Genomic DNA, 24,034 nt, shown 5'->3' with positions numbered 1-24,034 from the left:
TTACGTCGTTTTCGGTTTGACCGCCACCCAGACTTCGCTATAGACGTTGTCCGACGGTCCGTCATGCTTCGTGAACGAGATGCTTGGCAAGTCGGCCAGTTCGTATCCCGACGTCGGCAGCCATTCGGCATACGTCTTGGCCATCGTCTCCTGGAGCGTCTCCGGGAACGGGCCGGTATTCGGGAAGACGGCCCACAGGTTCGACTCGATCGTAATCTGTTCAAGATCCTCATACGGATTATCTTGCGTCGTCGCGAAGCCGATCATGTGCGTGAGTGAACCCATTTCGTCCAAATAGCCTTCATCGAAGTCGTACGACACGTTGAGCACTTGATTTGGATAAAGGTCCGCCAATTGATGCATCTCGCTTCGCTGTTGCTCCGTGATTGACTGCGCCAACTCGACGATGTCATGATTCACGCCTTCGAACTGAATCGGGACGCGTTTGGACACGCCGACGACGTTGAATGAAGGTTTATGTTCTAATTTGAATTCCATTGAAATTCCTCCTTTGATGTCGATGTAGAAAGTGAATTTCGGGAATGACTTTTGAATCTTGTTCTTGATCACTTCAGACGGTAAAAAGCCACACCAGTCTCGAAACGATCGAGAGAACCCGTCGACGGATTGGTAGCCATACGTATAGGCCACGTCCGTGACCGATTTCCCATGAATCAAGTCCTTATTTGCTTCTGACAGCCGACGATTTCGGATGTATTCATTGAGCGTCATCCCGGCCATATAGGAAAACATGCGTCGAAAATGATAGTCGGACACCCCGACGATGCGGGTGATATCCTCACTCGTGATGTCTTCTGTTAAATGTTGATCGATGTGGTCCATCAATCGGTTCAGTGATTCAAGCATCAGCATTCCCTCCTTTCTGCATTCATCATACCTCGAACATCGTAGGGGCACTCGATGATTTTGATACGGATATCATCGGATAGAAGGCATCACTGGTTGTAGCCGATGAACATCGTGAACATGATGAGGATGACCGATGACGTCATGAGTAGAAACGCAATCGAGCTCGCGAACACGAGAAAACCTTTGGAGAAGTGACGTCGTCGTTTCCAAATCCCGATGACGAACACCACGTTCAGAATGAGAAACAGTGTGAGCAGCAGTAACGGGAGGGCCCGGTCCTGCATTAGAATAAGTAAGTCCATAGATGGTTACCTTCCTTTAACTTTTTTTAAAATCAGGGTATTTATCATAACTGCCCTTATAATAAACAAGAATTAATACGCATATCGTTTGTTACCAAGGAGGAAACAACTATGAAGAAGCTACTTCGTGCGACCATCGCCGGCATCGCGTTGTTCACGCTGAGCATCGCGCCGTCAGAAACCGCGGACGCTGCACCGAAAAAATTTAAGAACTGCACCGAACTGAATAAGACGTACAAGGGCGGTGTCGCCAAAACGAAGACGACGAAAAACAAAGGTGGGAAGACGAAGTACAAGCCTTACGCCAACAGTTCGTTATACGAAGCGAACAAATCAAAAGACCGTGATAAGGACGGCATCGCTTGTGAACGCTAAGAGATGAGAGGACAGCCGTCCTCCGTCTCTTTTTTAGTTGTTGAAGCGGTAAGATACGTCTCCCGCAGCATTGTAGCCGGTGATCGACTCAATCGACTCGATTTGGTCGACGAGCACGAACCAGACGTCATTCCCGGCCTTCGTCTTCAACAGTTCCGGTTCGAACCGTTCCCCGTTCAAATCGACGACGACTCTTGTCGTCTCGCCGTGGTTCATCCCGTAAAGGATATCGTAGGGGGAGCATTCTGACCGATCCCCGCACGATTGGCCGAAAGTGGCCCACGTGATGCCTGCCTCGGACAGCGATTCAGATGTAATCGACCGAACCTGATTGTCGACAGTAAGTTCAAGACCTATGCCTTGCGCAACCGGCTCTTCACTCCATTCCTCGACGGTGTAACTGTTCATGAAAAAGCGAAGACTCATATTACGGTCATCAACAGGGTAGGTGAGAATCGGTTCCGCTCCTTCGGGCAATTGTGGCTGCTTCGTCGAATCAAATGCCCAGGCCACTCCGGCTGATACCAACAATAAGCACACAAGAATGAGGACAATCTTTTGCTGACGGTTCATGACAGATTGCTCACTTTCTCAACTTGTAAAAACTGTCGCACCTGTTCAATCGGGAACGCCGGGTTCCAATGGACGAAGTGACCGCCTGTCATTCGTATGTAAGTGATTGGCAGCTCATGCCGTTGCAGGTCCATCATGGCTGACTTCGTCAATCGGGCTTCTTTGTCGTCCAGTCCGACAAAATCGCCGTAAATAAGCAACGTCGGGACTTGAAGTGAACGCATGAGCTGCGGCACGTCAAGGTGATAGAAGGTGAACAACAGATTCAATCCGCCTTGCCCGAGTTTGGCCGGGACGTCCAATGCACGTCGAATCTCGTCTCGTTCAGTGAGACCTGTCTGTGCGCAGAATGCCTTAACCTGTTCCTCTGGCATCGGAGCTGACACGTTGTCTGAAATGATTTTTGTCTCGATTTTCCGGACGAGTCGAGGTCCGAACAGACGATAAAGTCCGCTTAGGAGCGGGACGGCAAGGCCGAACACGCCATATTCTCTCAACGGAACGCGCGGGAACGCCTTATGGCCTTGGTCGAGCAAGACGAGCCGCTCCACTTGCTCGGGATAGTGAGCGGCGAAAGCGAGACCGACCGTACCTCCTAGCGAATGCGCCATCACGTGTACAGGTCCGAGTCGATGTGTGACGACATAGTTGTTGACCCAATCCGCCAATTGTTCGGACGACACGATCTGCTCGATTCCTTCACTTCTCCCGAACCCTGGCAAATCTAACAAATGAATTTCGAAGTCGTTGCGCAACGCCTCGGCGAGCGAACGGCCTTCTTCACCAGTGAATCCTCCAGCCGGTAAAAATAAAACAGGTGTCCCGCTTCCAATCACTTCTGCATGATAACGACTCAATCGAACCCCGCCTCTCAAATTCCAATATCTGTATCTTTTCATTGTACGTGACTGATGATTGGAACAAAAGCAGATTCTTCCAAACAGAGATGCGTTTTCCTCCAAATCCGGGTATAGACTAATGACACGTGAGCAGGTTGCACTTGTCGCTTTCTCTGTCGCTCTTGAGTTGTCTCAACAAGGAGGAATGCGGTGTGAAATTATCAGGTAGAACGGCAATTGTCACCGGGGCCGGGTCAGGGATGGGGCGGGCCATCGCCAAACTGTTTGCCGAGGAAGGGGCACGCGTCGTCGCCGTCGACATGAACGGGGATACGGTCGAAGCAGTCGCGTCAGAGATTAAAGCGAGCGGTGGGGAAGCCGTCGGCGTCGCCGGGAACGTCACAAAGCAGGAAGATATCGACAAGATGGTCGAGACGGCGAAGAGCACGTTCGGTTCGCTCGACATCTTGGTCAACAATGCCGGCATCATGGACAACTTTTTGACCGTCGGCGAAGTGACCGACGAGGTGTGGGACCGCGTCATCGCCGTCAATTTGACCGGACCGATGAAACTGGCCCGGGCCGCGATCAACATCATGGACAAGCAAGAAACGGGCGGCGTCATCATCAATAACGCCTCGGTCGGTGGCCTGTTCGGGACACGGGGCGGCGCCTCGTACGTCGCCTCGAAGCACGCACTTATCGGCCTGACGAAAAACATTGCCGCCACGTACGGTACGTTTAACAAGATTCGGGCCAACGCCATCGCACCGGGCGGGGTCAATACGAATATCGGCGCCACCATCACCGCGCCGAGCGAGCTCGGGATGCGGGCCATCCAAGGGGCAGGGGAGGCACCGATGGGTGAACCGGAGCAGATCGCCAAGGTCGCGTTGTTCCTCGCCTCCGACGATTCGAGTTTCGTCAATGGCGACGTCTTGAAAGCAGACGGCGGTTGGACCGCCCGTTAACGAGAAAAGCCGACACGCGCGTGTCGGCTTTTGTTATGTCTTCTGTTTACGGAACGCGAGCGGGGTGCGATTATGTACTTTTTTGAACGTCTGCACGAAGTGGCTCACGCTCGTGTAGCCAAGACGGTTCGCCACTTCAGCGACCGGAATGTCGGTCGCACACAACAGACGTGCGGCCCGTTGCATGCGGACGTCTTGGACATAGGCGAGCGGTGAGGTGTCTCCCCACTTCGAAAAGTAACGGCAACATTCGGCCCGGCTCAATCCACCGGCAGCAGCGATGTCTTCAAGCGACAGCTTCATCGTGTCATGGTCGTGTATGTAGGCAATCATGAGTTGCATGCGCTCCTGTCCATGCCGCCTCGTCACGGGCGGCCGTTGAATCCAATAGCGCCAGACGACGACAAGCTGCAGTGTCGCATCGAGCAACGCGAAAGCCGAGTCTTTCTTTAAACTCCTGATTACTTTACGAAGCGTCTCGAGGATGGCCTTGTCACCCGGTTCAGCCGGATGCAGCATGTGATGGCCGATCGTCTCGATGAACGGTGTGACGTATTGCTCCGCGAGCGGCGGTGCCATCAAGTCGAACGGGTCGACATGAAGCATCGTCATTTGAAACGAGTCATCGTTCCGTTCGACTTTTGTGACCTGTCCACGGTCGAGCATCAATACCATCCCGGCCCGAAGCGTTGAACGGGTACCGTTAATCCGGACCTCTACTTGACCTCGGGTGACCAGCCAGATTTGAAACTGTTCATTGGTCGTGAACCCGATCTCCATCGTCCGTTCGGTCCACGACTGGACATGAATCATGCTTGCTTCGACTTCCATCCCCACACCTCAACAATCAAACATTTATTTCGGTTTCGCACCGACTGGAGACTTTAATTTCTCACCACCAAGCGTCAATCCAGACATTTCGATGACATCTTTGTTGGACAGTGCGAACGAGTTTCTTCTATATAATGGCGTCAGAAGATAAACCAGCCCGTGATACCGGCATGTACCAAGATGGCTATCGGGACACCGATCCGAAACATCGGCTTCAACGTCTTATGTCGGAAGAGGCGCATTGCGAGATAGGCCCCGAATGCGCCACCGATCCAGACAAGAATGAGCAGCGTTCGTTCTGAAATTCGCCATTCCCCTGATTTCGCACGGCGTTTATCGAGGAAAAATGACAAAAACGCTAGTAAATTAGTCACAATGTAATATAGCAGTAATAGTTCCAAAGACTAAAACCTCCTTTCTCTTCTCTTTAGTATAGACGAAAATGGCTCAACAAAGCCATTTGTATCTAGATTGTAAAAATTCAGATTCCTCTCATCCCTTTGAAAGCTTCTGTAACTGAACTGATATCACTCTCATATCAGGCTGTAACGGCAGTGAAATATACAGGTGTTACAGTAAGGGGGCGTTAGAAAAGGGAGGAATATTCTTATGAAAAAACCACTATTGACACTAACGGCACTCGCTGGCCTTAGTTTAGGAGTCGCTGCTCCAGCTTCGGCAGCATCAACACACACAGTTCAGTCTGGAGATACACTTTACCGTATCGCCGTGAACAACAATGTATCAGTAAATGACATCAAACAAGCGAACGGCTTAAACTCTAATATGATTTATCCGAATCAAGTATTGAAGCTTGCGAAGTCAGAAGCTAAAGCTTCAAGTGCTTCAAAAACGTATACAGTTAAAGCAGGCGACACGTTGTATCGCATCGCGACAAACAACGGCGTATCTGTCAACCAATTGATGACATGGAACGGTCTTAAATCAGATCTCATTTTCCCTGGTCAACAATTCTCTGTAAAAGGTGCCAACGCAGCATCGGTTGCAAACAGTGCACCAGCCGCTAAACCAAAAGCATCAACATCTGCACCAGTGACGAAACAGTCTACGTCGACAACGCAAACCCAAGCTCCGGCTTCAGGTAAGACGATGACTGTGGAAGCAACGGCTTACACGCCATACTGTGCAGGATGCTCAGGAATCACGGCAACAGGAATCGACGTTCGTTCGAACCCGAACCAAAAAGTCATCGCGGTTGACCCTTCAGTCATCCCACTCGGCTCTAAAGTTTATGTCGAAGGCTACGGCGAAGCAATCGCTGGAGATACTGGTGGCGCCATCAAAGGTAACAAGATTGACCTCTTGATGCCGACACAAGAGCAAGCGCTCAACTTCGGTCGTAAATCAGTCCAAATCACAATCTTAAACTAATCGGTTTACCCCAAAAACACCGCAAGCGCGGTGTTTTTTTGTGTTGTAGACGCGGTATCTGTAAACGAGCATTTCGTTTTGCCCATCATCGGGTAAACTAGAGGATAAAGGAGACGTCGAGATGGTCCCAACTGAAATCATCATCAGTATTCTCGGTATCGTGCTGATTGTCTTGAACGTCACGTTCGCCGTCACCATCATCTTTTTCGAGCGGCGTGACATCGGTTCGACGTGGGCTTGGTTGCTCGTGCTGTTTTTCATCCCACTGCTCGGTTTCTTCATCTACATCTTCTTCGGACGGTTAATCAAATCGAACAACTTTTATCAGGTCGACGAGGAGCGTCGTCACGAGTACGCCAAACACGTCGACGACCAATTGACCGAGCTTGATGCGCATGAAGGACTTTTCGCCCATGACCCGCTCTTGTCAAAATATCGAAGGCTCGCCCGCTTGAACTTATCCTCCACAAATGCGCTCGTGACGTATCATAATGCGATTCAGGTCATCCATGATGGCGAGCAGAAGTTCGAGGCGTTATTCCATGACATCGAGATAGCGACGCAGGAAATCAACATCCAGTACTATATCATTCAAAATGACTCGCTCGGCCAAGCGCTCATCGAGGCACTCACGCGCCGTGCCAAGGAAGGCGTCAAAGTACGTCTGCTCTATGACGCCGTCGGCTCACGGGGATTGCGACGTTCCTATTTCAAACAGCTCCTCGCGCACGGCGGCGAGGTGAAGTCGTTCTTCCCGTCACGCCTCGGTATCAACTTCCGCGTCAACAACCGGAATCACCGAAAGCTATGTATCATCGATGGGGACATCGGCTATATCGGCGGTTTCAACGTCGGGAATGAATACCTCGGGACGAACCGTCAGTTCGGCTATTGGCGCGATGTGAATCTGCGGATGAGAGGGGAGGCGGTTCGTGAATTGCTCGAGCGTTTCCTCCTCGATTGGAACCGTGCCGTACCGACGAAACACCGGGCCGAGAGAGAGGACTTCCTTTGGCCGACTTCTCTACTCGAGACGTCCCGGTCACCGGTACAAATTGTCACATCTGGCCCGAACTCGTCGACCGAGCACTTGAAAAATATGCTCGTCAAGATGATCACCGAGGCGAAAGAGACGATTTACATCCAGACCCCATATTTCATCCCTGACGCTAGCTTCCTTGACGCCTGCCGTAACGCGCTCATGTCTGGGACGAAAATCCGCCTGATGATTCCGAACAAGCCGGATCACATGTTTGTCTATTGGGCGACGTATACGAATGCGGCCGAGCTCGTCCGCTACGGTGCCGAAGTATATACGTATGAAGGTGGGTTCCTCCATGCGAAGACGCTCGTCATCGATGGCGAGGTCGCCTCGATCGGCACGACGAACATCGACGCGCGCAGTTTCCGTCTCAATTTCGAGATCTCAGCGCTCGTTTATGACGAAGTCGTTGCCCAGTCTGTCATCGATGCATTCAATCGAGACCTCGTATGTGCCGACAGGTTAACGATTGAGCGTTATGAGACACGAACGAAATGGATCCGTTTCAAAGAGAGCGTGTCACGCTTGCTCAGCCCAATCCTTTAAAAAAGACCAGTCAAGACCGTCCGGCAGTGCCCGGCGAACTGACTGGTCTCTTATTTTTTGAGCGTCTGGGTGACATGTCGTTCGAACGCCTCGACGATGGGTACCGGGGCTTCTTTCTCCCCGTACTCGGCGGCCTCGAGCCAGACGGCGAAGCGGTTCCCTTCGCTGAATCCGATGCGGTCGAACCATTCCATGACCGTCTCCTCACGATGGCGAGGATGGGCCTGTTCGAGCCGGCGCCCGGCATCGAGCAAGCGGACGTGCCGTGGGGCCCGTGTGACGCGACGCCCGGCATCCGCTGCTTGATGGCGCTGTTTCGGTACCGTCACAGCCTCTTGAATCTCTTTACGGCGTTGCAAATAGATGAACAAGGCGACCAACCCGACCAGAAGGACGAGAAAAGCCAAAATCAAGAACAGCGATTGATTCGTCGCCGATTCGAGCAACGTCTCATTCGAAATCGTCTCGGCATCAATGTTCGGATTGTCCGGCACGAGAATCCGGTTGACGCGGTCGGTCGGATCCAAGTTGAACCCATCGAACCAACCCCCGATCCACACGAAGATGGGGCGAATCCAGGCGACGAGGTTACCGAACAATAACTCTTTGATTGTCCGGATGATCACAGCCAGTCCGAGACCGACGGCGAGGGCGACGACGAGCGTCGACAGCATCCGTTTATAGTCACGGCGGTAATATAGGCTCCGCTGCCAAAACAAGAACAAGAACGGGAAGACGATCATCGCGAGCGGCTGCGACGCCGGCGGAGACAACCAATCGACGATCAGGAAGAGCACGCTGGCGATCGCGTAACGGTCCGTCCAGTCGAGCGTCCGGATAAAGGCATGGACGTACGTGAACAAGAGCAACGTCACGCTCATCTCATAAGAAAACCAAAGGGCGGCGATGCTGAGTGCCGTCTGGACACCGAGTTGCCAGTTGCGCGGCAAGCGGAGCGTCAAGAGAAATACGAGTGGAAACGCGTGACCGACATAGAAAGCGGCAAATACCCACCAAAGTAGTTTCATCGGCCGTCACCTCCGAGCCGTAGAATCGATTGGCTGCCGCCATATTTGGCGACTTTCCGTTCGAACAGCGACCGGGCGAGCGGGAAGTCACGCTCCGATAGACAAGCGAGCGTCGTCATGACCTTGCGGAAATGCGTCTCACCGCTCCCCGGTGCGAGGTCATAGGTGATCCCTTCCTTCGTCAATGTCGGCACAATCAGCCCATAGCTCGCGTTCTCTTTCTCGAAGTCGCGGCATAGCGCCGCCGCCTGCGAAATCAACCGCTCCATCTGATGGGTGAGGGCGCGTCCGTCTTTCGTCAGCAAGTCGAGCACGACGACATATTCGTTCGCTTGGACGGGTTGCTCGGTCCGGGCAAGTAGCTCGCCGGTCTTCGCATAGGCCGACCAATACAGTTGCCGCATCGGCTGGCCGTGATACGGCGCCACTGACTGGAACGTCTCCGGGTCACGGTAGGCGCTATGACGGACCATCTCCTCCCCAGGTAACGTCGGAGGGCGCTTCGGAATCGGATAAGGCAGGAATTCAGGGAAGACATAGCCGATGCGGTCGAGCGGGTCTTCCTTATAGAGCGAGAACATACGGAGCGGGTCACGAATCTCCATACCGATCGCCTCCATGCGGATCGGTCCGCGTCGAATCGCCTTGAGCGGGAGCGTATAGGCGACGGCCGCCTCGCGTCCGACATAGTTCTCTTGGCGCCAGAAGGCGTGTTCCTCCGACTCGACGGTAGGATGGAGATATCCTGACAGACGGACGACACCGAGCGGGACAGGCGCCGTTGAAACCAATTTGATTGTATACGTCTCTTCATCGTTCGGGAACAGCTTCAGCTCGTCGGTCACTTCGACATGTACGTATTCAGCGAGCCGGAACAACAACTCCGGCATGATGAGCGCATACAGGCTGAAACCGATAATCACACTCGCGAGGAAGACGTTGCCGTATAGGGCGGTGAACACCCCGACGACGAACAAGAGCCACATATACCCGGACTCGAGGTAGCGAGGGCTGACGAGTTGCATATCACACCTCTGATGGGACCGGGATGGTCTCCAAAACGGACTTGATCAATTTAGACGGCTTCGTCTTGAGCGACGCCTCGACCGTCAAGACGATGCGGTGTCCGAGAATCGGCAAGGCGAGCGCGCGGATGTCTTCCGGTGATACGTAATCCCGTCCGTCCATATAGGCATGCGCCCGAGCCGCCATCGTGTAGGCGAGCGTCGCCCGTGGGCTCGGTCCGACCTCGATATCCCGGTGATGACGGAGCGCCTCGACGAAATCGAGGAGATAGTCCTCCATCGCCTCGTGGAACAAGACATCACGGACGGCTTGCTGCATCTCGGCAAGTTCGGTCTGTTGCAACGTGAACGGAGCCGCACTCAAATGCTCGTTCCGAAGCAACCGGCGTTCCGACTCCCGAGACAACGGAGCGAGCGACAGTTTGAACAAGAAGCGGTCGAGTTGAGCCTGTGGCAACGGGAACGTCCCTTGCCCATCGAACGGGTTTTGCGTCGCGATGACGAAGAACGGGTCCGGTAGACGAAGCGACACCTCACCGAGCGTCACTTGTCGCTCCTGCATCGCCTCCAACAGTGCCGACTGTGTCCGAGGTGTCGTCCGGTTAATCTCATCGACGAGCAAGATTGACGTGAAAATCGGTCCAGTCCGGCGTTCGAACGTTCCCGTCGTCGGATTGAACAGCTCCATCCCTAAAATGTCACTCGGTAGCGTGTCCGGTGTACATTGCACGCGTTGGAACGCGGCCGAGACCGATGTGGCCAGGCTTCGTGCAAGCGTCGTCTTGCCGGTACCAGGCCGGTCCTCGAGCAGCACGTGGCCCCCGGAGAGGAGAGCGATCGTCGACAGCTTAATCGCCTTCGACTGCCCGATCACTTGATCGTTTAAATGTGTCGTCCATTGTTGCACCATAATGTAAGTCCCCCGTCTATTTTCTGAATATTTATAAAAATCATAGCACACTCGCGGACCGAGATGGAACGCTAAAGAACGGTGTTGCTAAATATGTAGGTCGATCATGGTCAATCCGAAGAAGACGTTTTCGCGTTCTTACGGCTCGGGAACTCGAAAATCAAGTAATACAAGACAATCATGCTTGTGAAAGGTTGCAGGACGCTGACCCATGTTGGCCCGTCGAACAAAATATACGTAAGTGTGATGAGAACGGATGATCCGACTAATAATTTTGAGAACATAGGCGACGTCTCTCCTTTGAATCGCAATATGGAATAGGTTGACTATACCATGTCACTTTCGCAATAACCGCCCGACAAAAAAACTGACCTGCCTGTATGAGGCAAGTCAGTCATCGTTTCGGTGTATCCAAATAGCGTTCGAAATGCCGCTCCAGCCAGTCCTGGAAGAACGACATGAACGTACAGATGCCCCAATAGATCAAGGCGACAACCAAATAGACGGTCATATAATCGAATTCCCGACCCCCGACGATTTTCGCCTTATTGAAAATCTCCGGAACCGTGATCATGGCGGCGAGCGAACTCGCTTTAATCAAATCGAGGAACACGTTCGAAAGCGGGGGGAGGGCAATCCGCGTCGCCTGAGGTAAGATGACCCCTTTCAGCGTCAACCACTTGTTCATCCCGAGCGAGCGGGCCGCCTCGACTTGTCCTGGATCGACGGCACGGATCGCAGCCCGGACAATCTCCGCGATATAGGCCGCCGAGTTCAGACTGAACCCGATGATTGCCGCCGTCAGCGCTGCGAACTCGATGCCGATGAATGGAAACCCTGAATATAAGATGAACAGGATAATCAAAATCGGTACACCCCGCATGAACGAGATATAGAACGTCGACGGGAACCGTAACAACCGCGACGGTGACAGTTTCCCAAGGGCGAGCACGAGACCGAGCAACAAGCCGAAGAACATGCTGACGAATGAGATCCAAAGCGTGTTCGGCAAGCCGCCTAGCAGATAAGGGAACGAGCGCACAGCCAGGTCGACGTCAAAGATTGCTTCCCATTTCACACCTTCGAACATGATGGCTTAGTCCAATTCGACGATCGTCGCGTCGACGTCCGGTTCGACCGAGACATCGGCTCCGTTATAGAACGTTTCTGACAACTCTTTCACCGTTCCGTCTTCAAGCATCTCGCCAAGGACGCGGTCGATGTTCTCTTGGAGCTCTGAATTCTCTTTGTCCATCAAGAACGCGACTTCCTGTGGGTTATAGGCGATATCCGGGTGGATCGTGATATCGAAGTCCGGGAAGAAAGCGAGGGCGAGTGTCTGAAGATAGTAGTCGTTCAAGATGACGTCGGTCCGTCCTGTCGAGACGTCACGAAGGTACTGGTCGTTCGTCGCGTTGTCATAGATGACTTCCTCCGCCCCGTATTGACGTGCCACGTCCATGAAGACGGTTGTCGCTTCACCAGCGGCCTTTTTGCCTTTCAAGTCCTCGATTGACTCGATGCCAGACAAATCGCTCTTGCGAACGATGGCCGTCCCGTACGTGTACTTGTACGGTGTTGAGAAGGCGAACTTCTCTTTCCGGTCCTCTGTGACCGAGATATCGTTCGCTGCGACGTCGACTTGTCCGTTTTGGACGCTCGTCAACATGTTGTCGAACGCCATCTCTTTGAATTGGACCTCAAGGTCAAGACGTTTCCCGACCTCTTTTATGAGCTCGACGTCAAACCCAGTCAATGTATCGCTATCTTCTTCACGGAATGAGGCCGGGTAGAGTGTCCCCGCTGTACCGACCGTGAGTGTACCGTCTTCTTTGATTTCGTCCCAGCGCGAAGTTTCGGCCTGATCGGTGCTAGAATCACCACACGCCGCGAGCGGGACAGCCAGTAATAGCGATGCTGCCAAACCTTTTGTCATACGTTTCATTCAAGTTCCTCCTTAAGTTATCATCTGTCTAAAAATAGCATGACATACGCTTACAGGCAACTCCTAAGAGCGGATGAACAGCATTAAAGTTATTTTTGAAACATAAATCCATAAAGCGCTAACATGTTGATGAATGAAGGATTCAATCGAATGACACAGTTTAGTAATTATGATGAAACAGATCAATGGATGTCGGTTTGAACAATACGGTTTAAGCGAAAATATCATCGTGATGATCAGCCGACTCGGACCCATGTGAACTTTAATAATTCATGTATGATAGATAGTAAAGGCTTATTCGTAACATATTAAAATGAGGAGAGCGGGGGGCAAATGGAAAAATGGGAAAGATGGACCGTCAATCCAGAAATACCGGCCAAACTATATCTGCAGGCTCTAATTGATGATAAAGACGGATTAAGACTCGTGTTTATGGATACGCATGAGAACACGTATACATTCTTGTTTGACGGACTAGTGCTGTCGTATCGACATACAGACGAAGGAACGCTTATTAGAACGCTAGAACATTTATACAAACATCATGACCCTGATTTTTTTGGCGACTGGACACTCTTTCAAGTGACCGATTCCAGCTATTTAAAATGGCTAGCTGAAGAATCAACAAACATTTACGAAACGGTTTATAATATTCAGCATTACGTGTTCCTGACATCACATGATGTAATTGAAGTGTTGTCGACAGAACCACCGACTTTGATTTCATGACCGCCACTTTATGGCTAGTCTGGTGAGATCATGTAGTTATAGGATGGAGCGGTCATTACATATAGAAGGGAGAATAATGCAATGGAAGAAGCCCCGAACATCTCGATCAAAGCGTTAGATGAGTATTCCATCAGCGTCGTGAACGAAGCCAATAATCCGTTTCCAGTCATCGGGAAAATCATTCCGAGCTTTTCTGACGGGGTTTGGACGTATGAGGAACAGTTATATGAGAAAGCCCGTGTGACAAGCTTTCCAGACGATTTGCTGGATTGGTCTGAATACATCAACAGTGAGGACAAACAAATATTCTTGGCATTCGACGAGACAACATGTATTGGACAAATCCGTGTGGTGAAAGACTGGAACCGTTTTGCGTATATCGAGAACATCGCGGTCCGTGGAAGCTATCGCAACAGCGGGCTTGGGCATTTGCTGATAGAAGTTGCGGAGGCGTGGGCAAAAAAGCAATCGTTGCTTGGATTGTCACTCGAAGCGCAGAACGATAACGTGATCGCGTGTCGCTTTTATGCGAAAGAAGGGTTCGCGCTCGGCGGTGTCGATACGCTCAAACAGACCGGCAATCCGAACATCGATATGACGTTGTATTGGTACAAGATTTTCTGATTTTTTTCGAGAGGAGAGATGTCATATCTGACATCAATTTTCTTTATTTTTCTATTAGTTAACATAACATATATTATCAGTAAAAATAAAACTCCGTCTCAATCCTTTAGTATACTTAAGGAAGTGAGACGGAATCTAAAATTTGAGATAAGGGATTCAAGATCGCGTAAATCGAATCAAAGTGACACCTGGTTCCGGTTCAAACTCGGCACTCGGTTCGAACCCGAGCTTCGTATACAGCTTCTTGGCCGGACCGTTATGTTTGCCGGTGTGCACATAGACAAGCTTGTCCTCATGCAAGCTGAGCACGTGTTCGAGCAACGTCGTCGCGAGCCTCGACCTGAAATACGTCGGATCGATACATAATTTCGTGACCTCGACCGTGTTCTCAGCCGCTTCGACCGTGATGAATCCGATCAACCGCTCATCGTTATATAAGCCATAGCTCGTCCCAGGCAGATTTTGAATCACTTCGACCGTCTCATAACGCGCTGGAATCTCATCGAATCCGATCAGCTCGGCCTCGACCGCATAAGCGTTCCGTTGAATCTCGAGCATCTGCTCGGCCAGTTGATAATCTGTCGTCTGAATCTCGCGTAACTCCATCTATCAGCACCTCCGGTTTATCGTGAAAATAGACGTGCTTGCTTGCGTTTGGCCCGTTTCAGCGCCAAATAGAGCCGGTGTGTCCCAGCGACAGGCTGTCCGTGTCCGACGAACGTGTGGCGCGGTGCCAAGTCGATCAACTTCTCTGCATGCTCGACCGCTGCCCGTTTGTCCCATGTCGCGACGCCCGGAAGCGGGAACAACGGGCGTACATCCCCTGCCACGGCGACTCCCCCACGTGTCTGGAACGCGTCACCAGCAAACAAGTTCCGCTCCTTTTCATCGAAATAGGCGATGGAGCCTGGCGTATGACCCGCTGCCGGATAGACCCTCAGACCGAACAAGCGCTCACCTGGGTCGAGCAATTTATCCGGCAAGGAGTGGATGGTTGGGAGTGATCCTTTTAATTTGAGTGGCCGCTCATCCGGGTCGGTCGTCTTGTCCCCTTCGAGGAGACGGGCATCCCGACGTGAGACGTACAGCTCGGCGTGCGGGTGCGCCTTCAAGATGGCATCGACACCACCGACGTGATCGCCATGGGCGTGCGTTAGCAAGATGGCGAGCAGCGGACGCTCCTGTGCCTCGATATACGCTAAAATCGCTTCCGCATTGCGCGCGAGGGCGGTGTCAATCAAGACGAGTCCGAGCTCCCGCTCAATCAACTGGACGTTAATCGGTAATACAGGCGCATAGAATGTCAGTTGATGGACGTGGTCAATCCGTGTGACTTTCATGATATCCCCTCCCCTTAATCAAACAACGTGATCCAATCTTCTTGCCATCTAGCCTCAAAACACATATAAAGCTGTTCCTGTGTGTTCCGCGCGGTGGATAAAGGTGGTAAGTTGCCCCGCGTGAAGAAGGCGACCTCGCTCGTCTCATGGCTCACCTGCGCCACTCCACCAATCAGCTCGCATTCGATGAACAGTTTATAGTAATGCTGCGACAGCGGTGGATGGTCGTGATGATGCATATCGAACAACGCGAGTAGCCGTACCGGTACGACATCAAACCCGGCCTCTTCCTCAATCTCCTTAATGATATTTTGGGCCGGGGAGAACCCGACCTCACAAAAACCACCTGGTAACGTCCAAAGCCCGTCCGACCGCTCTTTGACGAGCAAGAGCGCATCGTCCCGGAAGACGACACCGCGTACGTCGAGTTTCGGTGTCGGGTATCCATCGACGTGCGTCAGTTTCGTGACCTCCTCCAAGGCGAGGTCTGACTGTCGTTCGAACATCTCGGTCGCGATTCGTTGAAGTTCGACGTAACGTTCTCGATCGAACTCGTCTTTCGTAAACGTCAAGCCAGCCTGTGCCAGCGCCTGGAGCCGTTTGGCCCAGTCGAGCCATTGAGACATAGTGATCCCCCCATGATTTTTCCTCTTACCCCATTCGCCAAACGATGGACTTGTTCCTTTTAGCAATACCCGCTCCCATAAGAAAGTACCTATCCTCCCCGTGATATACTGAAATGAGAACGGTGGCAAAGGAGGAACGATATGTCGATCGCAGTGTTATCCCAGTTCAAAGCAGACTTGGACGGCTATACCGAACGGCAGTTGCGCTACCAGGCAGCAGCAGACGTCTGGTCAATCGGGCAGATGTACGACCATATCATCGTGGTGGCCAAGGAATATGCAGACGAGATTGAACGGTGTCTCGCTTCACGCGAAGAGCAACCGCTTGGAAAGACCGAATTCGGTGAACGATTGTTTCAAGCCGGTGGGTTCCCTCCGATTAAAATCCGTTTACCTGATGAGATGAACCAACCTCCGAACAACACGGACAAGCGGGAGACGCTCGAGCGACGACTCGACGAGTTGTCTGCGCGTTTGAAGCGACTTGAACCGCTCGTCCGCTCGGCGAACCGTGACGTCAAAGCCCGGCATGGTGGTTTTGGCTGGCTGAACGCACAGGAGTGGTACGACCTCATCGAGATGCATACCCGTCATCACTTGCGCCAACAGGCCGATTTGGAGCGCTATCTGATAGAGGCCGAGCTTTGAATCCATAAGAAAAACCCTGTATCAAAGACAATGGTCTCTGGTACAGGGTTTTCTTTAGTTCGATCTCAATCGAGATACACGTCCTCAATCTCTCCGAATGTCTCTTCATCAAACACGAACGAGCCGTTGGCGTAGCGGTCCAAGAGCGTCAACTGCTTCGTTTTGACCGTCTTCGCTTTCTCTTTCCCGATGATGTGGAGCGTTTCATCGTCATGCACCGGGAGCACGCGACGAATCTGGTGCGGTTTCGATTTGACTTCGCGGATGAGCATCGTCCCGCGCAAGTTGCGGTTCGTGCAGTCGAACTGATCCTCGAGCTTCATCTTCTTGACCGCTCCACGTTGCGTCACGAGGACGAACAGTGGCGGTGTGAAGAAGGCGAAAGCATCGGCGACCATGTCCCCATCCTTCAAGTTCATCGCTTTGACGCCAGCAGCGCGCTGACCGACGACCGGCACGTCATCTTCTTTGAACCAGAGGCCGTAACCGCGCTCAGAGACGAGGAACAGTTGGCCAGGCCCGTCACTGATGCCGGCGAAGACGACCTCGTCGTCGCCTTTCAGTTTGAGCGCCATGAGCGCCTTCGACTTGCGTTGGGCGTCATAGTCACGGAGCGGTGTCCGTTTGACCATGCCTTCACGCGTCACGAACAGACAGTGCGCGTCGGTGTCGAACGTCGAGACGACATCGGCCGAAACGACTTGTTCGCCTTCGATCGGCACGAGGTTGGCGACATGCTGACCGGCGTCTTTCCATTTCGACTCTGGAATCTGATGGACCGGGATGAGCAAGTAACTGCCCTTGTTCGTCCATACGAGCAAGTGGTCCGTCGTCATCGCCTGGGTGACGAGGACGGGACGGTCTTTCTGCTTCATCTCCGGCATCTCGTCGCTCGAGGCGCCATATGAGCGCATCGATGAACGTTTGACGTACCCGTCGCGGCTGACGAACACCATCGTCTCTTCGACGGCGATCATGACCTCTGTCTTCAGTTTCAACTCTTCGACCTCGGACTCGATGACCGAGCGTCGTGCGTCGCCGTACTCGTCACGGAGTGCGGTCAACTCTTTCGAGATGAGCTTCCGTTTCGTCGCGTCGACGTTCAAGATGTTAGCGAGGCGAGCGATCTCTTTTTGGAGCGCCTTCGCCTCTTTTTGCAGTTCGACGATATCCGTGTTCGTCAAACGATACAATTGGAGCATGACAACCGCTTCGGCTTGACGGTCTGAGAACGAGAACCGCTCCATGAGCTTCTGCTTCGCCTCGGACTTGTCTTTGGCCGAACGGATGAGTTCGAGCGTCTCGTCAAGGACCGAGATGGCCTGTTCGAGCGCATCGACGATCTCGGCGCGTTTCTTCGCCTGGTCGAGCTCGAACGTCGTGCGTCGAGTGACGACCTCTTCGACGTGCTTCAAGTATGCGTCGATAATCGACAAGAGTCCCATCTGTTTCGGTGTCCGGTTGACGATGGCGACCATGTTGTAGTTATAGGCGAGCTGCAGATCGGTATGCTTCAAGAAGAAATGGAGCACACCTTCCGCATCGGCTTCCTTCTTCAACTCGATGACGACGCGGACACCGGTCCGGTCAGTCTCGTCACGGACTTCGGCGACGCCTTCGACTTTGCGGTCGAGACGGAGCTCTTCCATCTTCTTGACGAGGTTCGCCTTGTTCACCTCATACGGGAGCTCGGTGATGGTAATCTGTTCACGACCTCCCTTAAGTGGCTCGATGACCGATTTGGCACGGATGATGACCTTGCCTTTTCCGGTCTCGAACGCCTTCAAGATGCCGTCTTTGCCCATGACGATTCCGCCAGACGGGAAGTCAGGTCCTTGCATATAACGGAACGCGTCATTCGTCGTCTCGACCTCACCTTTCAGACGGGCGATGGCGAGGTTGAGCACCTCGGTCAAGTTGTGCGGCGGAATCTCGGTCGCGTAACCGGCAGAGATTCCCGTCGTCCCGTTCATGAGCAAGTTCGGGAGGAGTGACGGCAAAACGAGCGGCTCTTCGGTCGAATCGTCGAAGTTCGGCGTGTAGTCGACCGTGTTCTTCGAGATCGACGTCAGCATGACGCCGGCAATCTTCGACAGACGGGCCTCGGTATACCGCATCGCGGCGGCCGAGTCGCCGTCCATCGAGCCGTTGTTCCCGTGCATGTCGATGAGCGGGTAACGCAACTTCCAGTCCTGCGATAGGCGTACCATCGCCTCATAGACGGAACTGTCACCGTGCGGGTGATAGTTACCGATGACGTTCCCGACCGTCTTGGCCGATTTGCGGTACGGTTTCTCGTTCGTGTTGCCTTCATGGTGCATCGCATACAGGATGCGGCGCTGAACGGGTTTGAGGCCGTCGCGCGCGTCCGGGAGGGCCCGGTCCTGGATGATATATTTCGAGTAACGCCCGAAGCGGTCACCAACGACCTGTTCGAGCGACAAGTTTAAAATATGTTGAATCGTCGACATCGTTACATCACTTCCTCAATCGCTTTAGTCACGTGTTCATTGGCGATGATCGAATCATCTTCCTGGAGGCCGAAGGCGACGTTCTCCTCGATCCATTCCCGGCGATGGGCGACGTTGTCTCCCATGAGCACCGAGACACGCTTGTCGGCGACGGCAGCGTCGTCGACCGTGACGCGGATGAGCGTCCGTGTGTCGGGGTTCATCGTCGTCTCCCATAGCTGGTCGGCGTTCATCTCACCGAGACCTTTGTAGCGCTGGAGGATATAGCCCTTCTTATACACTTTGACGAGCTTCTCGAGCGCTTCTTCGTCCCAAGCGTACTCGAACTGTTCCGACTTGCCTTTCCCTTTCGAAATCCGATAGAGCGGTGGCAAGGCGACGAACACTTTGCCGGCCTCGACGAGTGGGCGCATATAACGGAAGAAGAACGTCAACAGGAGCACTTGGATGTGAGCCCCGTCCGTATCTGCGTCGGTCATGATGATGATTTTGTCGAAATTGCAGTCCTCGAGCTCGAAGTCATGGCCGACCCCAGCCCCGATCGCGTGGATGATCGTGTTAATTTCCTCATTCTTCATGATGTCCTGGAGTTTCGACTTCTCCGAGTTGATGACCTTCCCGCGCAGCGGCAGGATGGCCTGAAACGTCCGGTCGCGGCCCTGTTTGGCCGAACCGCCGGCCGAGTCACCCTCGACGAGGAACAGTTCGTTCTTGGCGGCGTTCTTCGACGTCGCCGGCGTCAGTTTCCCGTTCAAGATGCTCGAACGTTTCTTTTTCTTGCCGTTGCGCGCCTCTTCCCGGGCTTTCCGGGCGGCTTCGCGGGCCTGGGCGGCGCGGATCGCCTTCTTGATGAGCATCGTCGCCATCTGCGGGTTCTCCTCGAGGAAGATCGTCAGTTGTTTGGCCATGACACCATCAGCGCTCGTACGGGCCTCGGGCGAACCGAGTTTCGATTTCGTCTGCCCCTCGAACTGGAGGAACTCTTCCGGGATCCGTACCGAGACGATGAGCGTCAAGCCTTCGCGGACGTCGCCGCCGTCAAGGTTCTTGTCTTTTTCTTTCAACAATCCGTTCTTACGGGCGTACTCGTTCACGATGCGGGTCATCGCCGTCTTGGCGCCGACCTCGTGCGTGCCGCCGTCACGAGTCCGGACGTTGTTGACGAACGAGAGGACGTTCTCAGAATAGGCGTCCGTGAACTGGAAGGCGAGCTCGAGCTCGATATCGTTCTCCGTCCCTTCGAAATAGACGATCGGATGAAGCGTCGCCTTGTCGTCGTTCAAATATTGGACGAACTCGGCGATCCCTTCCTCGTAATGGAACGTCTCTTCTTTATCCGAACGCTCGTCCGTCAACGTGATCGTCAATCCTTTTAACAGGAATGCCGATTCACGGAGCCGTTCAGCGAGCGTGTCGTAGTTATATGTCGTCGTCGAGAAGATCGAGGCGTCCGGTTTGAAGTAGACGCTCGTCCCCGTCTGACGCGTCTTTCCGGTCTCGAGGAGCGTCGTCTGCGGGATCCCGCCGTCGGCAAACGTCTGCTCGAACACTTTGCCGTCGCGATAAATCGTGACGAGGACCTTGCTCGAGAGTGCGTTCACGACCGAGGCGCCGACCCCGTGGAGTCCACCTGACGTCTTGTAGCCGCCTTGGCCGAACTTACCGCCGGCGTGAAGGACCGTGAAGATGACCTCTGGCGTCGGTTTCCCGGAGGCGTGCATCCCCGTCGGCATCCCACGCCCGTGATCTCGTACCGTGATCGCGTCATCTTTATGGATGGTCACATCGATTTGGCCACCGAATCCGGCGAGCGCCTCATCGATTGCGTTATCGACGATCTCATAGACGAGATGGTGCAAGCCGCGATGGTCGGTCGAACCGATATACATCCCCGGACGTTTCCGGACAGCAGTCAGTCCTTCGAGCACCTGGATGGCGTCTTCATTGTAATTAAATAAGTCTGTTGACATCTTCGTCACCTCAATTTCGAACACACGTTCGTTTTTCTATCCTATTGTATAGCTGTTTTTGGATTCTGGCAAGCCTCCCTCCGCGAGCGGGGCTCGTGAAAAAAAGGAGACCTACCAAGGAGGTAGGTCTTAACCGAGAAGGCGGGCGTGCTCGACATAGATGCATCGATTTTCGATGTAGTCGAGTCCGGCATCGCGAGCGATCCGCTCGGCGTCCGGGCTGGTGAGCCCGAGCTGGTTGAAGACGAGACCGACATCCCCATGTCGGACGGCATCTTCAGCCACGCCGGCCAAATACTCATTGCGTCGGAAGACGTCGACGATATCGACGCGCCCCGGGATGCTCTCGACCGTCGGATAGACTTTGCGTCCGTTCCACGTCTCGAGCGTCGGATTGACAGGGATGACTGTGTAACCTTGCAAGATCAAATAGTCTGCGATTTGGTTCGCGGTCTTGTTCGGGTTCGCTGACACGCCGACGACAGCGATCGTCTTCGCCTCGGTGAGCCATTGTTTCAAACGTTGATCGTCCATCCTGAAATCCCCCTTTTGTTTACGTTCTCAGTGTACCTTTACCTGAATCACCGTTTCAAGCTTTATTTTCTTTTATCATACAACTGTAACTCTTTCAAATTTTTAAAACAAATCAATTGGTTCACCATAACTAATTATGTAAACCGGATTATACGACGTTATTTCTCCGGTTGGCAGGTCGATGTGTGTCTCGGAGGAAAATCCCGTGCGGACGAACGTTGCGTGAAATATCTATTTCACGCAATCATAAGGACCGATTTAAAGCGTTTCAGATAGCAAGATTGACTCGTTTCTCGAACGCCCATGGGCAAATCGATGGCAGTTCGGTATACTAAGGTTCAGGAGGTGTTCGCGTGGGAACTGCCTATGAGGAACGTCGCGGTACACTATATAATTACCGCATCACTTTTTACGGGAACGCGCTCGCTTGGCTCATCCACGTCGTGTTCTTGATCACGTTTTGGCAACTCGGCGTCACGGTACTCGCCTGGTCGAATCTACTCAGCATTCTGTATTACACGCTATCCTTTTATTTTGTACATAAACGATATTATCGGGCGTTCTTCGTCGGTCTGTTCATTGAGGTCGTCTATAACGCAATCATCTCGACGGTCGTGCTCGGTTGGGGTGCGAACGTCCACTACTTCATCATCATGGTCGCCTATGGAGTGTTCTTCATGCCGAACGTCCGTCGGTCCATCCGGGTCGCCTCGACGATACTCGCCATGACCATCTACGGTTTCCTATATATGAATGTGACGACAGGGACGCAACCGCTCACGCCGTCCTTCGAGCAAATATTGGGCCTCTTTTGTCTCTTGTCGACGATCGCCTTGATTGCTGGTCTGTCTTTCGTCTTCGAAGGGTCCGTCGTCGAAGTGACGTCCGAGCTCGAGCGGACGAACGAACGGTTGCACACGCTCGCCTCACGGGACGGGCTGACCGGGTTGTATAATCGGACGACCGGTTACCGATTGGTCGAAGATGAGATTCGCGAAGCCGTCATCAATGGACGGCCATACGCCGTCGCTCTAGGGGACATCGACCATTTCAAGGCGTTCAATGAGCAACACGGTCATGACTGCGGCGATCTCGTACTCAAGCAAGTCGCCTCCGCGCTTGCCCGAACCGACGGGATAGCCGTCCGTTGGGGTGGCGAGGAGTTCCTCATCTTCTTGGCGGACCAGTCCACTGCAGAGGCCACGGAGACGATTGACCGCTTGCGGCAACGCATCAAATCACTCGAGACAATTTATGACGGCCGTCGTCTCAGCGTCACGATGACGTTCGGTGTCACGACGCGAACTGGATTCGAGGCCGTCGAAACGCTCGTCAAAGAGGCGGACGACCGGCTCCGGGCCGGTAAACAAGAAGGCAAAGACCGAATCGTCACGTCAATCCATCAGTAAGCAAGGAGAGATCTTTTGAGTATATTCCGCCAGCTCGGACAAGCACCGACCAAGGTCGCGACGAAACGTTTCAATTTGAGCGGCTACGAGCGCATGCCGAGCTTCATCCAGCGTTTTTTGAATCACCTGGCAGCCAAACATTATTCGGAACAGACCGCGCAGCGCTATCTGTATGACTTTCTAGATTTTTTCCGCTGGGTCGAGGCCGCCAGCGCATCTGAGGTCGACCCTTCGACGGTCGAGATTGACTCGTTCGTCGAGTTCGATCACGCGGGGGCCGAGGCGTACGCGACGTATCTCGCACTCGAGCTCGATAACGCGCCGAGCGTCATCAACCGTAAATTGTCCACGATGCAATCGCTGTTCAACTATTTGATTGAGACGGGCGTGACGGCCCACAACCCGTTCCAGGCGGTCGAGCGGCCGAAGCGTGCCAAACGCAACCCGGTCTATTTGACGGAGCAGGAGTGGCTCGACTTCTCGACGCTCGTCCGCAGCAACGTCGGCATGTCCGACCGCGAGGCGAGTTGGTACGAGCGCAACCGGGACCGCGATTTTTTGATGATTCAACTGCTTGGGTTGACCGGGATGCGCGTCTCGGAACTCGTCGGCCTCGATTGGAACGATATCGACCGCGAGAGCGGGACGATTCGCGTCATCGGGAAAGGCAATAAAGAACGGGTCATTCCGATCGCCTCCCCGCTCGAGCCGCTCCTCGACGCCTATCGACGTGACGGGTCAGGCCCGCTATTCCAATCGGAGCGAGGCAAGCGCATCTCGGTGCGGACGGTGCAACACACGTTAAAAGGCCACATCGACCGCTTGAAACCGTATTTGCCGTTCTTGACGCATAAACAGGTGACACCACACAAACTACGTCATACATTCGCCTCACGGCTCGCCATGAGCGGCATCGATGTGTTGACGATTCAACAGTTGCTCGGTCACGAATCGGTGGCGACGACGCAAGTCTATGCCCATATCGGCGACGAGAAGAAAAAACAAGCTATGATAGGTTTACGATAACTTATTAT

General features: G+C 53.3%; 27 protein-coding genes. 9 read left to right on the top strand and 18 right to left on the bottom strand.

Features of this window, described 5'->3' with window-relative positions; genetic code table 11:
• The gene (locus KNP71_RS13290) at nucleotides 1-867 is read right to left on the bottom strand and encodes an AraC family transcriptional regulator (protein WP_214756608.1); all 867 of its coding nucleotides are present in this window, start codon (nucleotides 865-867) and stop codon (nucleotides 1-3) included.
• An 89-nt stretch (nucleotides 868-956) separates the two neighbouring features.
• A complete protein-coding gene (locus KNP71_RS13285; RefSeq protein ID WP_214756607.1) occupies nucleotides 957-1,172 on the bottom strand; it encodes a hypothetical protein in 216 nt (71 codons plus the stop codon).
• Between the two features lie 111 nt (nucleotides 1,173-1,283).
• On the opposite strand from KNP71_RS13285, the gene KNP71_RS13280 reads away from it, so the two are divergent.
• Complete coding sequence (locus tag KNP71_RS13280) at nucleotides 1,284-1,547, top strand: excalibur calcium-binding domain-containing protein (RefSeq protein ID WP_029595456.1); 264 nt, start codon at nucleotides 1,284-1,286, stop codon at nucleotides 1,545-1,547.
• A gap of 33 nt (nucleotides 1,548-1,580) precedes the next feature.
• Here KNP71_RS13280 and KNP71_RS13275 read toward each other — a convergent pair whose 3' ends face one another.
• Together KNP71_RS13275 and KNP71_RS13270 are read right to left on the bottom strand one after the other, a co-directional pair.
• A complete protein-coding gene (locus tag KNP71_RS13275; protein ID WP_214799931.1) occupies nucleotides 1,581-1,955 on the bottom strand; it encodes a hypothetical protein in 375 nt (124 codons plus the stop codon).
• 161 nt (nucleotides 1,956-2,116) lie between these two features.
• Entirely contained in the window at nucleotides 2,117-2,977 is an 861-nt protein-coding gene (locus KNP71_RS13270) for an alpha/beta fold hydrolase (RefSeq protein WP_214799930.1), read from the bottom strand.
• Nucleotides 2,978-3,171: 194 nt separating this feature from the next.
• Here KNP71_RS13270 and KNP71_RS13265 point away from each other — a divergent pair, with 194 nt between their 5' ends.
• Nucleotides 3,172-3,930, top strand: coding sequence for a glucose 1-dehydrogenase (locus tag KNP71_RS13265; protein WP_131472683.1), 759 nt, complete (start codon nucleotides 3,172-3,174; stop codon nucleotides 3,928-3,930).
• A gap of 33 nt (nucleotides 3,931-3,963) precedes the next feature.
• Here the strand turns inward: KNP71_RS13265 and KNP71_RS13260 are convergent, their stop codons facing one another.
• Both KNP71_RS13260 and KNP71_RS13255 read right to left on the bottom strand, forming a co-directional pair.
• Complete coding sequence (locus tag KNP71_RS13260) at nucleotides 3,964-4,761, bottom strand: AraC family transcriptional regulator (RefSeq protein ID WP_131472681.1); 798 nt, start codon at nucleotides 4,759-4,761, stop codon at nucleotides 3,964-3,966.
• Between the two features lie 140 nt (nucleotides 4,762-4,901).
• Nucleotides 4,902-5,162, bottom strand: coding sequence for a DUF1294 domain-containing protein (locus tag KNP71_RS13255; protein WP_165569453.1), 261 nt, complete (start codon nucleotides 5,160-5,162; stop codon nucleotides 4,902-4,904).
• A 208-nt stretch (nucleotides 5,163-5,370) separates the two neighbouring features.
• Here KNP71_RS13255 and KNP71_RS13250 point away from each other — a divergent pair, with 208 nt between their 5' ends.
• Nucleotides 5,371-6,153: a LysM peptidoglycan-binding and 3D domain-containing protein gene (locus tag KNP71_RS13250; RefSeq protein WP_214719589.1), complete on the top strand. Its 783-nt coding sequence runs from the start codon at nucleotides 5,371-5,373 to the stop codon at nucleotides 6,151-6,153.
• A gap of 121 nt (nucleotides 6,154-6,274) precedes the next feature.
• Nucleotides 6,275-7,741, top strand: coding sequence for a cardiolipin synthase (gene cls / locus KNP71_RS13245; RefSeq protein ID WP_214827409.1), 1,467 nt, complete (start codon nucleotides 6,275-6,277; stop codon nucleotides 7,739-7,741).
• Between the two features lie 50 nt (nucleotides 7,742-7,791).
• Here the strand turns inward: cls and KNP71_RS13240 are convergent, their stop codons facing one another.
• The 6 genes from KNP71_RS13240 to KNP71_RS13215 form a co-directional block, all read right to left on the bottom strand.
• Nucleotides 7,792-8,769 carry a hypothetical protein gene (locus KNP71_RS13240; protein WP_131472677.1) on the bottom strand — a complete coding sequence of 326 codons (978 nt, stop codon included), beginning with the start codon at nucleotides 8,767-8,769 and terminating at the stop codon, nucleotides 7,792-7,794.
• Nucleotides 8,766-9,794, bottom strand: a complete 1,029-nt coding sequence (locus KNP71_RS13235; RefSeq protein ID WP_021067454.1) for a DUF58 domain-containing protein — start codon at nucleotides 9,792-9,794, stop codon at nucleotides 8,766-8,768. Before KNP71_RS13235 ends, KNP71_RS13240 begins: the two co-directional genes overlap by 4 nt.
• Before the next feature lies 1 nt (nucleotide 9,795).
• Nucleotides 9,796-10,704 (bottom strand): AAA family ATPase, encoded by a 909-nt coding sequence (locus KNP71_RS13230; protein WP_029595449.1) that lies wholly within the window; start codon nucleotides 10,702-10,704, stop codon nucleotides 9,796-9,798.
• Between the two features lie 110 nt (nucleotides 10,705-10,814).
• On the bottom strand, nucleotides 10,815-10,988 hold the full coding sequence (locus KNP71_RS13225) for a hypothetical protein (RefSeq protein ID WP_214799924.1): 174 nt from the start codon (nucleotides 10,986-10,988) through the stop codon (nucleotides 10,815-10,817).
• A gap of 110 nt (nucleotides 10,989-11,098) precedes the next feature.
• Entirely contained in the window at nucleotides 11,099-11,794 is a 696-nt protein-coding gene (locus KNP71_RS13220; protein WP_021067457.1) for an amino acid ABC transporter permease, read from the bottom strand.
• Nucleotides 11,795-11,800: 6 nt separating this feature from the next.
• Nucleotides 11,801-12,649, bottom strand: coding sequence for a transporter substrate-binding domain-containing protein (locus KNP71_RS13215; RefSeq protein ID WP_214827406.1), 849 nt, complete (start codon nucleotides 12,647-12,649; stop codon nucleotides 11,801-11,803).
• A 333-nt stretch (nucleotides 12,650-12,982) separates the two neighbouring features.
• Here KNP71_RS13215 and KNP71_RS13210 point away from each other — a divergent pair, with 333 nt between their 5' ends.
• The gene (locus tag KNP71_RS13210) at nucleotides 12,983-13,378 is read left to right on the top strand and encodes a hypothetical protein (protein WP_214827403.1); all 396 of its coding nucleotides are present in this window, start codon (nucleotides 12,983-12,985) and stop codon (nucleotides 13,376-13,378) included.
• An 81-nt stretch (nucleotides 13,379-13,459) separates the two neighbouring features.
• Entirely contained in the window at nucleotides 13,460-14,002 is a 543-nt protein-coding gene (locus KNP71_RS13205) for a GNAT family N-acetyltransferase (RefSeq protein ID WP_029595446.1), read from the top strand.
• A gap of 156 nt (nucleotides 14,003-14,158) precedes the next feature.
• Here the strand turns inward: KNP71_RS13205 and KNP71_RS13200 are convergent, their stop codons facing one another.
• Genes KNP71_RS13200 through KNP71_RS13190 form a run of 3 tightly spaced genes read right to left on the bottom strand, consistent with a single transcriptional unit; the run spans nucleotide 14,159 to nucleotide 15,968 of the window.
• Nucleotides 14,159-14,608 carry a GNAT family N-acetyltransferase gene (locus KNP71_RS13200; RefSeq protein WP_214827398.1) on the bottom strand — a complete coding sequence of 150 codons (450 nt, stop codon included), beginning with the start codon at nucleotides 14,606-14,608 and terminating at the stop codon, nucleotides 14,159-14,161.
• A gap of 17 nt (nucleotides 14,609-14,625) precedes the next feature.
• Entirely contained in the window at nucleotides 14,626-15,342 is a 717-nt protein-coding gene (locus KNP71_RS13195) for an MBL fold metallo-hydrolase (protein ID WP_131472667.1), read from the bottom strand.
• Between the two features lie 14 nt (nucleotides 15,343-15,356).
• Nucleotides 15,357-15,968 carry an NUDIX hydrolase gene (locus KNP71_RS13190; protein ID WP_214756600.1) on the bottom strand — a complete coding sequence of 204 codons (612 nt, stop codon included), beginning with the start codon at nucleotides 15,966-15,968 and terminating at the stop codon, nucleotides 15,357-15,359.
• 141 nt (nucleotides 15,969-16,109) lie between these two features.
• Here KNP71_RS13190 and KNP71_RS13185 point away from each other — a divergent pair, with 141 nt between their 5' ends.
• On the top strand, nucleotides 16,110-16,616 hold the full coding sequence (locus tag KNP71_RS13185; protein WP_214830863.1) for a DinB family protein: 507 nt from the start codon (nucleotides 16,110-16,112) through the stop codon (nucleotides 16,614-16,616).
• Between the two features lie 65 nt (nucleotides 16,617-16,681).
• Here KNP71_RS13185 and parC read toward each other — a convergent pair whose 3' ends face one another.
• The 3 genes from parC to KNP71_RS13170 all read right to left on the bottom strand — a co-directional run bounded on the left by parC (nucleotide 16,682) and on the right by KNP71_RS13170 (nucleotide 21,591).
• Nucleotides 16,682-19,087 (bottom strand): DNA topoisomerase IV subunit A, encoded by a 2,406-nt coding sequence (parC, locus tag KNP71_RS13180; RefSeq protein WP_214756598.1) that lies wholly within the window; start codon nucleotides 19,085-19,087, stop codon nucleotides 16,682-16,684.
• Between the two features lie 2 nt (nucleotides 19,088-19,089).
• Nucleotides 19,090-21,057: a DNA topoisomerase IV subunit B gene (gene parE, locus KNP71_RS13175; RefSeq protein ID WP_214799912.1), complete on the bottom strand. Its 1,968-nt coding sequence runs from the start codon at nucleotides 21,055-21,057 to the stop codon at nucleotides 19,090-19,092.
• Between the two features lie 129 nt (nucleotides 21,058-21,186).
• Complete coding sequence (locus KNP71_RS13170) at nucleotides 21,187-21,591, bottom strand: CoA-binding protein (RefSeq protein ID WP_021067467.1); 405 nt, start codon at nucleotides 21,589-21,591, stop codon at nucleotides 21,187-21,189.
• A 353-nt stretch (nucleotides 21,592-21,944) separates the two neighbouring features.
• Between KNP71_RS13170 and KNP71_RS16050 the strand changes: the two genes are divergently transcribed.
• Both KNP71_RS16050 and KNP71_RS13160 read left to right on the top strand, forming a co-directional pair.
• Nucleotides 21,945-23,000, top strand: coding sequence for a GGDEF domain-containing protein (locus tag KNP71_RS16050; RefSeq protein ID WP_214799911.1), 1,056 nt, complete (start codon nucleotides 21,945-21,947; stop codon nucleotides 22,998-23,000).
• A 15-nt stretch (nucleotides 23,001-23,015) separates the two neighbouring features.
• Complete coding sequence (locus KNP71_RS13160; protein ID WP_214827390.1) at nucleotides 23,016-24,026, top strand: tyrosine-type recombinase/integrase; 1,011 nt, start codon at nucleotides 23,016-23,018, stop codon at nucleotides 24,024-24,026.
• Nucleotides 24,027-24,034 lie beyond the last annotated feature (8 nt).

This window comes from Exiguobacterium sp. s56, assembly GCF_018618255.1.
Taxonomy (GTDB): Bacteria; Bacillota; Bacilli; order Exiguobacteriales; family Exiguobacteriaceae; genus Exiguobacterium; species Exiguobacterium chiriqhucha.
The sequence above is the reverse complement of the archived record's forward strand: the minus strand, read 5'-3'. Positions and strand labels throughout refer to the sequence as shown.

Coding starts and splice junctions, on each gene's coding strand:
- KNP71_RS13275 (WP_214799931.1), bottom strand. CDS start 1,955: ATGAACAGTTACACCGTCGAGGAATGGAGTGAAGAGCCGGTTGCGCAA.
- KNP71_RS13285 (WP_214756607.1), bottom strand. CDS start 1,172: ATGGACTTACTTATTCTAATGCAGGACCGGGCCCTCCCGTTACTGCTG.
- KNP71_RS13240 (WP_131472677.1), bottom strand. CDS start 8,769: ATGAAACTACTTTGGTGGGTATTTGCCGCTTTCTATGTCGGTCACGCG.
- KNP71_RS13230 (WP_029595449.1), bottom strand. CDS start 10,704: ATGGTGCAACAATGGACGACACATTTAAACGATCAAGTGATCGGGCAG.
- cls (WP_214827409.1), top strand. CDS start 6,275: ATGGTCCCAACTGAAATCATCATCAGTATTCTCGGTATCGTGCTGATT.
- KNP71_RS13185 (WP_214830863.1), top strand. CDS start 16,110: ATGTCGATCGCAGTGTTATCCCAGTTCAAAGCAGACTTGGACGGCTAT.
- KNP71_RS13235 (WP_021067454.1), bottom strand. CDS start 9,794: ATGCAACTCGTCAGCCCTCGCTACCTCGAGTCCGGGTATATGTGGCTC.
- KNP71_RS13220 (WP_021067457.1), bottom strand. CDS start 11,794: ATGTTCGAAGGTGTGAAATGGGAAGCAATCTTTGACGTCGACCTGGCT.
- KNP71_RS13260 (WP_131472681.1), bottom strand. CDS start 4,761: ATGGAAGTCGAAGCAAGCATGATTCATGTCCAGTCGTGGACCGAACGG.
- KNP71_RS13190 (WP_214756600.1), bottom strand. CDS start 15,968: ATGTCTCAATGGCTCGACTGGGCCAAACGGCTCCAGGCGCTGGCACAG.
- KNP71_RS13170 (WP_021067467.1), bottom strand. CDS start 21,591: ATGGACGATCAACGTTTGAAACAATGGCTCACCGAGGCGAAGACGATC.
- KNP71_RS13205 (WP_029595446.1), top strand. CDS start 13,460: ATGGAAGAAGCCCCGAACATCTCGATCAAAGCGTTAGATGAGTATTCC.
- parE (WP_214799912.1), bottom strand. CDS start 21,057: ATGTCAACAGACTTATTTAATTACAATGAAGACGCCATCCAGGTGCTC.
- KNP71_RS13290 (WP_214756608.1), bottom strand. CDS start 867: ATGCTTGAATCACTGAACCGATTGATGGACCACATCGATCAACATTTA.
- parC (WP_214756598.1), bottom strand. CDS start 19,087: ATGTCGACGATTCAACATATTTTAAACTTGTCGCTCGAACAGGTCGTT.
- KNP71_RS13225 (WP_214799924.1), bottom strand. CDS start 10,988: ATGTTCTCAAAATTATTAGTCGGATCATCCGTTCTCATCACACTTACG.
- KNP71_RS13250 (WP_214719589.1), top strand. CDS start 5,371: ATGAAAAAACCACTATTGACACTAACGGCACTCGCTGGCCTTAGTTTA.
- KNP71_RS13215 (WP_214827406.1), bottom strand. CDS start 12,649: ATGAAACGTATGACAAAAGGTTTGGCAGCATCGCTATTACTGGCTGTC.
- KNP71_RS13195 (WP_131472667.1), bottom strand. CDS start 15,342: ATGAAAGTCACACGGATTGACCACGTCCATCAACTGACATTCTATGCG.
- KNP71_RS13280 (WP_029595456.1), top strand. CDS start 1,284: ATGAAGAAGCTACTTCGTGCGACCATCGCCGGCATCGCGTTGTTCACG.
- KNP71_RS13210 (WP_214827403.1), top strand. CDS start 12,983: ATGGAAAAATGGGAAAGATGGACCGTCAATCCAGAAATACCGGCCAAA.
- KNP71_RS13200 (WP_214827398.1), bottom strand. CDS start 14,608: ATGGAGTTACGCGAGATTCAGACGACAGATTATCAACTGGCCGAGCAG.